General features: G+C 40.9%; 7 protein-coding genes. 2 read left to right on the top strand and 5 right to left on the bottom strand.

Annotated features, from left to right (window positions below; all coding sequences use genetic code 11):
* Positions 1-2: 2 nt before the first annotated feature.
* On the bottom strand, positions 3-3,029 hold the full coding sequence (locus HW279_RS01665; protein WP_178957717.1) for a reprolysin-like metallopeptidase: 3,027 nt from the start codon (positions 3,027-3,029) through the stop codon (positions 3-5).
* 140 nt (positions 3,030-3,169) lie between these two features.
* Entirely contained in the window at positions 3,170-5,041 is a 1,872-nt protein-coding gene (locus HW279_RS01670) for a glycoside hydrolase family 13 protein (protein ID WP_178957718.1), read from the bottom strand.
* Between the two features lie 373 nt (positions 5,042-5,414).
* Here HW279_RS01670 and yaaA point away from each other — a divergent pair, with 373 nt between their 5' ends.
* A complete protein-coding gene (gene yaaA, locus HW279_RS01675; RefSeq protein WP_178957719.1) occupies positions 5,415-6,173 on the top strand; it encodes a peroxide stress protein YaaA in 759 nt (252 codons plus the stop codon).
* Between the two features lie 83 nt (positions 6,174-6,256).
* Here yaaA and HW279_RS01680 read toward each other — a convergent pair whose 3' ends face one another.
* From HW279_RS01680 to HW279_RS01690, 3 genes are read right to left on the bottom strand one after another with little or no spacing between them, the layout of a single operon-like run.
* Positions 6,257-6,583: a hypothetical protein gene (locus HW279_RS01680; RefSeq protein WP_009421892.1), complete on the bottom strand. Its 327-nt coding sequence runs from the start codon at positions 6,581-6,583 to the stop codon at positions 6,257-6,259.
* Positions 6,573-6,800: a hypothetical protein gene (locus tag HW279_RS01685; RefSeq protein WP_009421903.1), complete on the bottom strand. Its 228-nt coding sequence runs from the start codon at positions 6,798-6,800 to the stop codon at positions 6,573-6,575. Before HW279_RS01685 ends, HW279_RS01680 begins: the two co-directional genes overlap by 11 nt.
* A gap of 42 nt (positions 6,801-6,842) precedes the next feature.
* Entirely contained in the window at positions 6,843-7,634 is a 792-nt protein-coding gene (locus HW279_RS01690) for a DUF2797 domain-containing protein (protein ID WP_178957720.1), read from the bottom strand.
* A gap of 567 nt (positions 7,635-8,201) precedes the next feature.
* Here HW279_RS01690 and HW279_RS01695 point away from each other — a divergent pair.
* Positions 8,202-14,810, top strand: coding sequence for a beta strand repeat-containing protein (locus HW279_RS01695; protein ID WP_178957721.1), 6,609 nt, complete (start codon positions 8,202-8,204; stop codon positions 14,808-14,810).
* Positions 14,811-14,844 lie beyond the last annotated feature (34 nt).

Below are 14,844 nucleotides of genomic sequence, written 5' to 3' on the forward strand. Positions count from 1 at the left end.
AGTTATCTTATGTATAGGAATCCTTTCTTTTCTTCTAAGTTACCATCTTTATAATAGGTAACTATATAGAAATAAGTACCTGCCAAGCGTTTGCTTCCTATCACTCCTTTTACATTAGGATAGCCTCTAAAATATTCGCCTTTTTGTTGATAATAGTTACTTTCATATACTTTCAAGCCCATTTCATCAAAAATAAGTAAGGTAATAGGTCGGTTTTCATCTGTATTTTCTATTCTGAAATAGTTATCAGAGCCTTTTTCAGTAGAAACGGCATTGTAAATCACCACTTCTTTAACAGAAGGAACTATTGGCGGTGTAGGTGGTTGTGGTATTACTGGGGTAATGATAATGGTTTGCGTATGCACTCTTTCGTTGCCACACACATCACGCGCTACCCACTTATAAACGACTTTAGAGAGCTTTCCGTTAGTGAGAGTTTCTTCTTTTGGAGACATTGTAACGGTAGGTTGTCCTGCACAAGTATCTTCTGCTGAAATACTCTGTTGTTGGGGGACGGGTGTCCCTTCTTTAATCGTGAGGTTTTGAGGCAAAGTCCCTACAAAAGTAGGTGGGGTAGTATCGGCTACGGTAATGCGCTGGGTATGGGTAAGAGTTGTGCAACCATCGGAAGCGGTAAAAGTACGTTCTAACGTGAAGTTGTTAAGGCATTGCTTGTTGAGTTCCTTGTCGGCGCGAGTAATCACTACCTTAGCACAGCCTCCTTGTGTGGTGGGGGTTTGCACAGCGGGAATAGCTTTGGCACAATCGACGGTTATATTGTTAGGAAGTGTTGCCCAAGTGAGAGGTATAGGAGTTGTTTTAGGCACAATGGTAATGATTTGTTGGTGGGTAGTAACATTACCACAAGCATCTTTGGCTTCCCATATATAGATAAGCTGAGAGATTTTTCCATTAGTTTTTACTTCTTTATGAGAAGGTGTAACAGTAGCGGTGCCACAATTATCAGTAGCGGTAAGCGTTACTTGGGTAGGGGTCGTTTCGCCTTCTTTAATACTCATATTTTGGGGTAAAGCACCTACAAAAGTAGGGCGAGTTTTATCTGTTACGCTAATAGTTTGAGTATAAGTAAGCGTTTGGTTACAAGTGTCGGTAGCTGTAAAAATGCGTTTGATAGTATAAGTATAGTCACAATTACCTTTGATGCGTTCTTCTTTTTGAAGAGTAACCACAGGAGTACAACCACCTGTAACTGTAGGCAATACTACCGCTGGAATAGATTGTTCACAAGAAAGGGTAAGATGATTAGGAAGTGATGCCCAAAGGAGAGGTTCGGGAAGGGCTGAATTCTTTTCAATAGTAAAACCACCGCTTTTAGGGTTGTAGTTAGTAAGGTCAAAGGCTAAACCATCGATTACTTCTACTTTTAGCACCGCCTTATCTGTATTGATATTAGGCAAAGTGATTTCCTTACTGCCATTGTTATCGGCTTCTGCTACTACTATATGTTTAAACGTCTTGCCTAAATCATCTGAGAGCAAGATACGCACTTTGGTGTCTTTGAAAATAGTATTATCTACATTCCAACTAAGGGTGAGTCGATCGCCTCCTTTGTATTCGTTTTTTGGGGTAGTCGTAATTTTGAAGGGGGTACCGTCTTTTACCGTTACTTTGGTTTCAGCCAAATCGTATTGTACTATATAGTCGGCTGACGGTTGGAGTGGGGTATCGCTCACTCCCAGCCAAAAGGTAAAAGTACCCGTAGTTTGTTGTGCTAAGCCACTATTGGCTATTACACTACCTGAGTCTTTGTGGTACTCTGTTTTAATAGTTACAGGGTTAGCAGGAGTAGGTTTGTAGATAATGTATTGCGTTATAGGGGTTTCATCTCCATTGCGTACATCGTGTTGGTTTACGGCGTATAGCAGTTCTGCACTATCGGGGTCGATAGCAGGAATATAGAATTGAAAGAAAGTACCCTTGGGAATAGTATAATGACTTTTAATCTTGCTGTGGTCTATGCGAGGGGCTTGAGTAGTGAAAGTCTTGTCGTGAGCTTTCACGGGTACTTTCGTCAATAGTTCCCGTATGCGCTGAATGCTCGACAGCGAGAAAAAGTCACGCGGACTGCCATAGCTCATCACCGAAGTACCTCTGTCATACTCTGTCTTTTCACTATCGTAGGCTTCTGAGCCCTTATAGCTACCAAAAGTGTGTTTACCCCCGAATAAGTGTCCGATTTCGTGAGCTATGACTTCTTTGGTAAGTACTGCTACGGCATCAGCTTTGGTATTAGCCTGATAAACACCTTTAAGATAAGCTAATCCTCTGATCCCTTTTTTTAAGGAAGCGGTATATGCAAGAGAGATACCCACGTCATAACTATTTTCTCCTATAAGTTCGTTGATAACCTTTGTTGAATGATCCTTAACGTAATCGGCATCGCGATAGCTTGCAAAAGTCTCTTTGCTTTCGTCTTTGATGATGAGACGCTCATCGTTTACTAATTCAAAACGCACTCCTAAATCGCGTATATACACTTCATTAAGGAAGTTTTCAGTATCTGCCCAAAACGTTTTTACTTTCTGTATGTTTTTCTCTAAGTGTCCTGTACTGAAGGTGCTATAAGGGATATGCATCGCCAAACGGTATACCCTTAGTGTTTGTGTGTTGGCAATGGTAGGAGTGGTTTCTTCGGCTAATATCGCAGGGCGGGCTGTCGAAGGGCTTAGGTGCGAATGAGGCGTATCGGTAGTGCCACATCGGAAATTCTTATTAGGCGAAAAGACCAATTGTCCTTTTTGTACGTTTATCTCATACGAGGTATCTCCATAGTGAAAACTCCCCGACACGCTCTGTCCTCCTACCGAAAGGGTCGCTACAAAATTGTCTTGGTAGTAACCCACAAAAGAGCGAATTCCCTCTGAGGCAAGAGAGGTTTTGCGCTCCTGCCACTCAATAGCAATACCCTGTTGTTCCGACACCGCCTTCAGCCATTTATCAGCCTCGCTCTGTGCTTTCCCAAAGAACACACACCCTATTAGCAATCCTATTGTAATGATGTTCTTCATAAGTTTAAATTCAGTATTTTATCCATAGCATTAGTGTCATCTCTGCATCACAAACTTTCGCCAAAGTTTGAACTTGGGCAAAGTTGAAAAAGTCACAGGAAAGAGGCTACTTAAAGCATTCTTGGAGCAACTATTAACCATTAATGATTCATCATTATAATAAGACTTGTCTTACCTGCTACTTCCAAAGTATCTCCTAAAACAATCTCTTTCCCCGAGATAATATCTCTCCCTCTCAAAAATCCCGCCAAACTCTCGGCAAAGCGGTTTAGGTGGAGCGTTTGGCTCTTTTCGTTGTTGTTGAGCACTACCATTACGGTCTCGGTATCGTTGTAACGGAAATAGACATACACTTCATTTTCAGGCAAGTATTGCTTGGTCTTCCCGTAGTGAATTACGGCTTTATCCTTACGCCAATTGAATAGCTTAGCTGTAAAATCGTAATACTCTTTTTGGGTAGCTGTACGCCCAGCAGCAGTGAAAGCGTTCTGTGTATCGCCTGCCCAGCCACCAGGAAAATCTTGTCGTATATCGCCATCGCCTTTGCTCTTGTCGCCTGCCATTGCTATCTCACTACCGTAATACAATTGCGGAATACCACGCGCCGTTGCTAACAATGTGATAATCATCTTATAATCCTCTATCTTAGGATATACGTGATTGATACGTGCCGTATCGTGATTTTCTGCAAAGATGAGCAGATTGTTGATGTCTTTATACAGAAAGTCGTTCGCAAAGTTGTCGTAGAGTTGCATCATACCTTTGTTCCACGAAGGTGTAGTACGGAAAGCCTCGCCTATTGCATCGAAGAGCGGAAAGTCCATTACCGTAGGTAGGTGGGTGTTATAGCTTTGTATCGCACTGATAGGGCTATCCTTTTGCCAATACGATATTTGTGCGCTTTGAGTAAGCCATACCTCGCCCATAATGTTAAAGTGCGGATATTCATCTGTAATGGTTTTCGTCCATTGGGCAATGCCTGCTTTGTCGTTATACGGATAAGTATCCACACGCAAACCGTCGAGGTCGGCGTATTCTATCCACCAAATCGCGTTCTGGGTGAGGTAGTTTAATACCAATGGGTTCGCTTGGTTGAGGTCGGGCATAGAACGCGCAAACCAACCTTTTTCGCAGTACTTTTTGTCCCAGTCCGAGGCATTGCTGTCCATCTGAGTAGTTATCCTAAAAGAGCTCTGTCCATAACCAGGAAATTGGTGTAACCAGTCGTAGCAAGGCAGGTCTTTCACGAGCCAATGCTGACTGCCCCAGTGGTTGGTTACATAATCTTTGATGAGCTTCATACCGCGCTTGTGCAAAGCCTCTGATAACTGTCGGTACTCTTCATTCGTACCATAGCGGGGGTCTATTTTGTACACATCGGTTTGGGCATAAGTGTGATAAGAATGTTGTGGTTCGTTGTCCTCACATAAGGGCGTACTCCATATAGCCGTAGCTCCTAAGGATTGTATATAATCCAAATGGTCGATAATCCCCTGAATGTCGCCCCCGTGACGACCGAAAGAATCTGAGCGGTTGAGCTTATCAGTAAGTGCAGGGTGCAAATCATTGTCGGGTTTACCATTGGCAAAGCGGTCGGGCATAATCAGGTAAACCACATCGCTGCTGTCGAAACTCTTGCGGTAAGCCGAGCCCTCACGACGCGCTTTTAATTCGTAGCGAACACTGCCCACTTTCTTTTTCTTTTGCAATAACGAAATGGTATAGTTGCCCGCTTTTTTATCTTTGGTATCGACGGTTACAAACAGATAGTTAGGGTTTTCTGTTTTCAGTATGTTTACAATAGGCAAATCGCTCTCCACATTGTACTGAGCGATGTTTTTGCCATAGAGCAATACCTGCACTTGGCTATAGTGCATTCCTTCCCACCAAAAAGGTGGTTCTACACGCTGAATCTGAGCGTGAGTTATTCCAAAACTAAATAATCCCATAAGGGTAATAATGTATTTCATAGTGCAAGTTACACAGATGTTTATTTGGGCAAAGATAAGCATTTCTTTTTAAATAACAATGAAAGATAGTAGTTAGTTATTTTAGCTCGGACAAGTCTGACCCCACAGAACCAGAGCAACAGTTCATAGCAACAACATTATAAATTCTATTAGTATTCTATTAATCTTTGGTTAGTCTTCATTGTAGACCCACTGTAGAGCCACTGTAGACCCACTGTAGAGCCACTGTAGACCCACTGTAGAGCCACTGTAGACCCACTGAAGACCCACTATAGACCCACTATAGACCCATCATAGTTCCGTTTAAAATCTATCTAATGCCTCTCCCCTATTCAATTGTCAATTATCAATTGTCAATTATCAATTGCGAATTGTCAATTGTTTTGTAACTTTGCCCCGTTAATTATTTATCACTATGAAAATCGTAATCTCTCCTGCCAAAACCATTAACGAAACATCAGCCCTACCTACTACCCTACACTCTTCGGCTATTTTTCCAAAGGAAATTGGCGAGGTAAGCACTGCCCTTAAAGCACTCTCTCCAAAGCAACTCATAAACCTGATGCATATCTCCCAAAAGCTCGCCGACCTGAATTGGGAACGACACCAACAGCTCTCATTGCCTTTTACCCCACAAAATGCACGTCCGGCGCTCTTTGCTTACGATGGCGATGTGTATGAGGGACTCGATGCCTATTCACTCTCCGAAACGCAAATGGATAAGTTGCAAAGGTCTTTGCGTATTCTCTCTGGGCTATACGGACTGCTTAAACCCTTAGACCTTATCGCTCCTTATCGGTTGGAAATGAGCATCAAACTACCCGTAGGGAAGGCTACAAATCTATATGCTTTTTGGAAAGACAAAATCACTCACGCATTGAACGACGAATTACAAGAAGGAGAATTGTTTATCAATCTCGCCAGTGAAGAATATTTTAAGGCAATTGATACCACAAAGTTAAAAGTGCCCGTGATTACACCTATCTTCAAAGATTATAAAGGGGAAACACTAAAAGTTGTTAGTTTTTATGCGAAGAAAGCGCGGGGTCGTATGGTGCGTTTTTTGGCAGAAAACGAGATTCGCTCAGTAGAAGATTTGAAAGGGTTTAACACTGATGGATATGCGTTTTCAGAAAAGTTTTCAGAAGGAAATACACTTGTTTTTATTAGATAAAAAACTTTGCCAAAGGTTCTAATTGCACGTCGTGCTACAACTGCCTGTGCGGCTCGCACCTTTGGCAAAGTGTATGATATCAATCATTTTTGAGGAATATTGATAATAGTAAGTCTTCTCAATAATTTATTAGGGTCTTCTTTAGCATTTATAGCTCCTATAATCCAAATTTTTGACAATTCTTCTACAATAAGAAAATAAATACCAAAGTGAAATCTTTTAGTAAAGCAAACACGCACTTGTTCTATTTCTTTTCTAAAAGAAAAGGGGCGACTTTTTATTTCTTGTATATAGCTATAAATCTCCTCATATACTTCAAATCCTAAATTTTCTCTTATTTTATTGTAGTAAACTACAATTTCTTCCAAGTCTATTTCGGCTTGACGATGAATCATTAGCTCAAAATCCATATCTTGCTCTCATTTTTTTATCAAATTCATCAAAAGCCCTTCCTGCTTGTTCAGGATTTTCTGTAATTTCATTAGCTCGTTTCAAAAGCACTTGCAAATACTCATTAGAAGTCTCACTATCCGAAATATTATAGTCAAAATCTATATTTTTCTCTTCTAAAAACGAAGTTAGCACTGCTTTTTGGGTTTCATCTTTTGGATATACTAATACACACATAATTATTCTTTTTTTGCAAAGGTATAAAAATTAATTGAAAAATCAGCTAATTTGTAAATTAATCACCAGTCCTTCATTACCTCGCACATTAAAGACGGTGTTGTCGCTAAAAATGAGGTATTGCCCTTTGATGCCCATTAGTTTACCACTATACGTAGGGGTTTGCAACAGTTGCAGAGAGCGTACTTGGGTAGGGTATTTTTCTACGGGGAAATGAATGTGCAAAGGGGTGATATCTTCGGTGATGTAGGGCTGTACTTGGTCGGGCACAAAGTCGCGCACCTCTAATTTTACTCGCAATAAATCTACGGGGGTGATTTGGTTGGTAAGCATTTTGCGCCAGTTAGTTTTATCGGCTATATGAGTTTTAAGAGCGACTTCGGCGATGCCTGCCAAATAGCGATTGGGTACTTCGGCAAGTATAAGGGCTTCGTGCGCTCCTTGGTCTATCCAGCGTGTTGGAGCTTGTGATTTGCGTGTTACCCCCACTTTTACGTCGCTGGAATTGGCAAGATACACATAATGCGGTTGCAACTGCATTTGTTGCTCATAACCCAAATCGCGCTCTTCGATGTTTAAATGCGCTTTGCTAAGTTCGGGGTGCATCACCCAATCGGCGGTTTGAGGGACTTCAAAAAAGCACTCTTTGCAATAACCCTGACGGAAAATAGGCTTATTTTCCCCACAATTCATACACTGAAAGCGCACAAATTGGAGTGTTATATCCTTGCCGATGAGTTGGTTCATCAGTACAAAATCGCCTTCCATTGGCAAATAATATCGTATGGGGTCAGCCCATTCGGTAAGCATTTTTTGAAGTACTCCTTGAAACATAGTTTTAACAGTGAAATGAGGGGACAAAGATACAAAAAAAGTCGTAACACAACAAGCAAAACAATTAGCAAATAGAGCAAACACACGAAATTAAGAGTTAATGTCCGTTCAATATATAACTCTGATTTACAGTTTCTTTTTACAGTATACTTCTGTGAAATCTAAGCAACTTGTTGCTAAATTCCGTGGATAAAATGAATAGCATCTAAAATTTGTCTGTGAAAAATCCGTGTGTTCCGTGAAATCTGTGCGAGACTCTTTGTAGCGAAGCTATCTTTTTTCCTCTCCGCTGGTGCGTTTCTTATAGCTCGTACCTACCTTTGAAAGAGAAAACAGATTACAGCAGAAACAGAGGATATAACAGTGTTATTTTTTACACAAGTAATGAAAGGTAAAGAGTAGAAAGTGTAAAGAAAAAGAGATTTAAAAAGAATTAAAAACGGTTATTTTTACCCTTAAACTTGTTAAAAATGTGTTAATTATTATATCAGTGTAGAGAATGTAAAAAATCTTTACTAATTTTGCGCCCAAAATAAATCACTAACAATGTCTTTTTACAAAACAAGAATGAAAAATATCACTAAAATTCTATTAGCTATAGCATTTTTCTTAATCTCTTTTGAGGGGGTAGAAGCACAAGTGCAGTCTTGTAATTCTATGCCTGAGCCTGTTGCTTATACAAGAGTGGGTACGGCTACTGAAAAAAGAGTAGAAGAAACCGCTGTTGTTAGAGGTATTACAGTAACTCGCATATTAGAAACGAGAGGTTGGTCTATTGATAAGATTATGTATTCTAATCAGGAAACTATTCCTGGAGATACGCAAAGTGACGAAACCTATTGTGGTAAATCTCGTAAGAATACTTTTGGTGGCAAGAAATATCCTTTTATGGACTCTAATAAGGTAAGCAAAATTACCTATAAGTTTAGTAAGCCCGTAATAGATGTTGAAGTTTTTTTAGCAGCCTTTGGTTATAGTGGAAAACGTAAGCCTGGTGGATGGCAATCTTATCCTCATATAGATGTGGTTAAAATAACAACTAATAAAGGAACGGCAACTTTACACGCACGTTCTACTTGTGGTGAGAATAATTTACTTACTGTCTCAGGTAATGAAATATCATCTATAGACGATAAGACTACCGATGCTAAAATAGGGATTACTTCTACAGAGCCTTTTACAGAACTTGTGTTACAAGTTATAGAAAAACAACGACAAACAGGTGGTTATGGTTTCTTCGTGGAAATTTGTTTAGCATCTATTATTGCAGATGCAAGTTGTGATACAATGCCTAACGCTCAGTTTGGAAGAGAACAAAATGCAACCGCCACTATGGGAGGAGTAAAGGTAACGCGTTCTTATACAGGCAAGGGGAACTTTTCGAATGCAGGAGAGCCTAGAAGTTCTATTTATTGCCAAAGTAGCTATAGTGGCGATTTACCTTGGGTACTTAATAGTAACAACAATATTAAAACACTTACTTATACTTTTGAAGAGCCTGTAACAGAAGCTGAACTTTGGTTTGTAGGAATGGGAGGTGGAAATGGTATTAGCGCTTATGATAGAGCAAAAGTTAGTGTAGATTGTGGTGATATTACTCTCAGAGAGGCTTTTAGATGTAATGGAAACGATGTAAATGTAACTAATTCAAGTGCTAACAGTCGTCTTATTTCGGTAAAGAACCCTACAAAGGTAACAGATATAGCTTATAAAGTAACTTCTAGTAAACCTTTTACAAAAATAACCATAGAGGACAGTAGTGATGCACAAGCGGCAGGCTATTTGGTAGAGATGTGTCCTACCTCGGTAAAAAAAGCAAATATTATTACAGTAAATACAGCTCTCACAGAGCAAACAGTATGTGATAATACAGGAAATGCTCCTTCTTATCTTGCTAAAGCTACCATTACTCCAGCCTATGCAGGAGGAACGCTTAACTATGAATTACAAGCTAAAAAGAAAGGTAGCACTACTTGGGAAGCAATTACAACTAACAATAGTGTGACTAATGACCTTACCTATCAGCCTAGTGTTTTAAAAGCATTAGCTTACAATGAGGCTACAGTAAGGATAAAATATACTTATAGTAATAGTGCAAAATTCTGTGGTACTCTCACTAAATATTCTAATGAAGTAAAACTGAATGTAAACGCTAGTACTACTATCACAACTCAACCAGCAACTTCAGTAGCTTACTGTAAAGATGCTACACCTACGGCTCTTAGTGTAACAGCTACTGGGCAAGGAACGCTTAGTTATCAATGGTATTCTAATACAACTAATAACAATACGGGAGGTACTCTTATTACGGGAGCTAATGTAGCTACCTATACACCTCCTACTACAACTGCGGGTAGCACTTACTACTACGTAGCAGTTACGGGTACTTGTGGTACAGTAACCAGTACAGTAGCAAGAGTACAAGTACTTACCGCTTCTGATGTGATTAAAATTACTACTCCTGCTTATCCAAATATTACAGGAGTTTGTAATAATACTGTTTCTATTACAGCTAAAGCTTCATTAGCTACAGGATATAAAGCTAAAACAGGTCATGGAAGAATATATTTTGGATATTTCTTAGAATATAAAACAACTCCTACTGATCCCTGGCAACAGTATGGAGGTATGAAATACAGCGATATTCCTGATAAAGGAGAATTAAAAGCTTTCTCTATAAATCCTAATAATACTCCAAGTGGTGCTACTTTTAGGGTAAGATATACAGCTGATATACAAAATTTATGTGATAATCTTACGGTATACTCTAATGAGTTCACTTACACTAAACAAGCAGTTACTACTATCACTACTCAGCCAATAACTCCTACAACTCCTATTTGTAAGGATGCTACAGCTACAGCTCTCAATGTAGTAGCAACGGGTGAAGGCACTCTTGCTTATCAATGGTATTCTAATACAACCAATAACAATACAGGAGGCTCTCTTATTACGGGAGCTAATGCAGCTACCTATACACCTCCTACTACAGCTACGGGCACTACTTATTACTATGCGGTAGTAACTGGTTCTTGTGGCGTAGCTACAAGTACTGTAGCAACACTTACTGTATATAGTACAGATGCTCCTACTGTAAGCACTACTACTGCACTTTGTCCTACAGCAACTAGTAATGTTGTGTCGTTTGCTAACTACGTAACACCTGCAGTAGGAACTACCTTGCGTTGGTATGCTACTCCTACAGCTACTGCAAGTAGCACTGTAGCTCCTACTATTAATACGAATGTAACAACTCGTACTACTGCAACTGCTTATGTACGAGCTATCAATAACAATGGCTGTACTAGCGGTATCGTAACCGTTACCTTAACAGTAGACGATACTACTGCTCCTACTTTCACAGCACCTACTCCTTTAAATATAGTGTGCAACTCAACTACGGCTACTACGGCTATCAACAATTGGCTTGGTACAGCTACCGCCACCGATGCTTGTGGTGCGATAGCTACTATTACAAATAACTATAATCCTCCAGCTGACCTTTGTACTGTACCAGGCGGTATTATCACAGTTACCTTTGTAGCCAAAGACACTTTTGGTAACACAAAAACAGGTACTTCTACTATTCATTTAGGAGTAACTCCTTTAGTAGTGAAAGACGATACCTTTAACATACCTAATGGTTTAACAACTCAAACCACAATCAGTGTACTTGACAACGATAGTTTAGGAGGTACTAAACCAACAGCTGGAACTGGTGGTACGGTAACTATTACCAATGTAGTGCCTGCTACTCCTATCAACGGTGGTAATGTTCCTGTCTTGAATCCTGAAAACGGTGTGGTAACTATCCCTGCCAATACACCTGCAGGTACTTATACCATTACTTATAAAGAGTGCGAAGCGCTTAATCCAAATAGTAACTGTCAAACAGCTACTGCCGTAATTAAGGTGGGTACACCGACCATTACAGTAGTCCCTGACCCAATGACCGTAACACCAAGCACCACCACTCAAACTATTCCAAGTATCTTAAACAACGATAAGATAGGCGGTACAGTAACACCAACAGCTGGCCCTGGTGGTAATGTAACTATGACGGTTACTAACCCAAGTAATCCTGGCAACAAACCTACTCTCGACCCTAATACCGGAGAGGTAACCATTCCAGGTAATACTCCAGCAGGTACTTATACCATTACTTACAGCTATTGTGAGGTCTTGAACCCTACTAACTGTACCGGTACGCAAACCTTGGTGGTAACAGTAGGTGCTGCAACTCTTACTGTACAAGACGATACCTTTAACATACCTGATGGTTTAACAACTCAAACCACAATCAGTGTACTTGACAACGATAGTTTAGGAGGTACTAAACCAACAGCTGGAACTGGTGGTACGGTAACTATTACCAATGTAGTGCCTGCTACTCCTATCAACGGTGGTAATGTTCCTGTCTTGAATCCTGAAAACGGTGTGGTAACTATCCCTGCCAATACACCTGCAGGTACTTATACCATTACTTATAAAGAGTGCGAAGCGCTTAATCCAAATAGTAACTGTCAAACAGCTACTGCCGTAATTAAGGTGGGTACACCAACCATTACAGTAGTCCCTGACCCAATGACCGTAACACCAAGCACCACCACTCAAACTATTCCAAGTATCTTAAACAACGATAAGATAGGCGGTACAGTAACACCAACGGCTGGCCCTGGTGGTAATGTAACTATGACGGTTACTAACCCAAGTAATCCTGGCAACAAACCTACTCTCGACCCTAATACCGGAGAGGTAACCATTCCAGGTAATACTCCAGCAGGTACTTATACCATTACTTACAGCTATTGTGAGGTCTTGAACCCTACTAACTGTACCGGTACGCAAACCTTGGTGGTAACAGTAGGTGCTGCAACTCTTACTGTACAAGACGATACCTTTAACATACCTGATGGTTTAACAACTCAAACCACAATCAGTGTACTTGACAACGATAGTTTAGGAGGTACTAAACCAACAGCTGGAACTGGTGGTACGGTAACTATTACCAATGTAGTGCCTGCTACTCCTATCAACGGTGGTAATGTTCCTGTCTTGAATCCTGAAAACGGTGTGGTAACTATCCCTGCCAATACACCTGCAGGTACTTATACCATTACTTATAAAGAGTGCGAAGCGCTTAATCCAAATAGTAACTGTCAAACAGCTACTGCCGTAATTAAGGTGGGTACACCAACCATTACAGTAGTCCCTGACCCAATGACCGTAACACCAAGCACCACCACTCAAACTATCCCAAGTATCTTAAACAACGATAAGATAGGCGGTACAGTAACACCAACAGCTGGCCCTGGTGGTAATGTAACTATGACGGTTACTAACCCAAGTAATCCTGGCAACAAACCTACTCTCGACCCTAATACCGGAGAGGTAACCATTCCAGGTAATACTCCAGCAGGTACTTATACCATTACTTACAGCTATTGTGAGGTCTTGAACCCTACTAACTGTACCGGTACGCAAACCTTGGTGGTAACAGTAGGTGCTGCAACTCTTACTGTACAAGACGATACCTTTAACATACCTGATGGTTTAACAACTCAAACCACAATCAGTGTACTTGACAACGATAGTTTAGGAGGTACTAAACCAACAGCTGGAACTGGTGGTACGGTAACTATTACCAATGTAGTGCCTGCTACTCCTATCAACGGTGGTAATGTTCCTGTCTTGAATCCTGAAAACGGTGTGGTAACTATCCCTGCCAATACACCTGCAGGTACTTATACCATTACTTATAAAGAGTGCGAAGCGCTTAATCCAAATAGTAACTGTCAGACAGCTACTGCCGTAATTAAGGTGGGTACACCGACCATTACAGTAGTCCCTGACCCAATGACCGTAACACCAAGCACCACCACTCAAACTATCCCAAGTATCTTAAACAACGATAAGATAGGCGGTACAGTAACACCAACAGCTGGCCCTGGTGGTAATGTAACTATGACGGTTACTAACCCAAGTAATCCTGGCAACAAACCTACTCTCGACCCTAATACCGGAGAGGTAACCATTCCAGGTAATACTCCAGCAGGTACTTATACCATTACTTACAGCTATTGTGAGGTCTTGAACCCTACTAACTGTACCGGTACGCAAACCTTGGTGGTAACAGTAGGTGCTGCAACTCTTACTGTACAAGACGATACCTTTAACATACCTGATGGTTTAACAACTCAAACCACAATCAGTGTACTTGACAACGATAGTTTAGGAGGTACTAAACCAACAGCTGGAACTGGTGGTACGGTAACTATTACCAATGTAGTGCCTGCTACTCCTATCAACGGTGGTAATGTTCCTGTCTTGAATCCTGAAAACGGTGTGGTAACTATCCCTGCCAATACACCTGCAGGTACTTATACCATTACTTATAAAGAGTGCGAAGCGCTTAATCCAAATAGTAACTGTCAGACAGCTACTGCCGTAATTAAGGTGGGTACACCGACCATTACAGTAGTCCCTGACCCAATGACCGTAACACCAAGCACCACCACTCAAACTATTCCAAGTATCTTAAACAACGATAAGATAGGCGGTACAGTAACACCAACGGCTGGCCCTGGTGGTAATGTAACTATGACGGTTACTAACCCAAGTAATCCTGGCAACAAACCTACTCTCGACCCTAATACCGGAGAGGTAACCATTCCAGGTAATACTCCAGCAGGTACTTATACCATTACTTACAGCTATTGTGAGGTCTTGAACCCTACTAACTGTACCGGTACGCAAACCTTGGTGGTAACAGTAGGTGCTGCAACTCTTACTGTACAAGACGATACCTTTAACATACCTGATGGTTTAACAACTCAAACCACAATCAGTGTACTTGACAACGATAGTTTAGGAGGTACTAAACCAACAGCTGGAACTGGTGGTACGGTAACTATTACCAATGTAGTGCCTGCTACTCCTATCAACGGTGGTAATGTTCCTGTCTTGAATCCTGAAAACGGTGTGGTAACTATCCCTGCCAATACACCTGCAGGTACTTATACCATTACTTATAAAGAGTGCGAAGCGCTTAATCCAAATAGTAACTGTCAAACAGCTACTGCCGTAATTAAGGTGGGTACACCAACCATTACAGTAGTCCCTGACCCAATGACCGTAACACCAAGCACCACCACTCAAACTATCCAAGTATCTTAAACAACGATAAGATAGGCGGTACAGTAACACCAAC

The sequence above is a fragment of the Capnocytophaga sp. oral taxon 903 genome (assembly GCF_013394785.1).
Lineage (GTDB): Bacteria > Bacteroidota > Bacteroidia > Flavobacteriales > Flavobacteriaceae > Capnocytophaga > Capnocytophaga ochracea.

Coding starts and splice junctions, on each gene's coding strand:
- HW279_RS01665 (WP_178957717.1), bottom strand. CDS start 3,029: ATGAAGAACATCATTACAATAGGATTGCTAATAGGGTGTGTGTTCTTT.
- HW279_RS01670 (WP_178957718.1), bottom strand. CDS start 5,041: ATGCTTATCTTTGCCCAAATAAACATCTGTGTAACTTGCACTATGAAA.
- yaaA (WP_178957719.1), top strand. CDS start 5,415: ATGAAAATCGTAATCTCTCCTGCCAAAACCATTAACGAAACATCAGCC.
- HW279_RS01680 (WP_009421892.1), bottom strand. CDS start 6,583: ATGGATTTTGAGCTAATGATTCATCGTCAAGCCGAAATAGACTTGGAA.
- HW279_RS01685 (WP_009421903.1), bottom strand. CDS start 6,800: ATGTGTGTATTAGTATATCCAAAAGATGAAACCCAAAAAGCAGTGCTA.
- HW279_RS01690 (WP_178957720.1), bottom strand. CDS start 7,634: ATGTTTCAAGGAGTACTTCAAAAAATGCTTACCGAATGGGCTGACCCC.
- HW279_RS01695 (WP_178957721.1), top strand. CDS start 8,202: ATGAAAAATATCACTAAAATTCTATTAGCTATAGCATTTTTCTTAATC.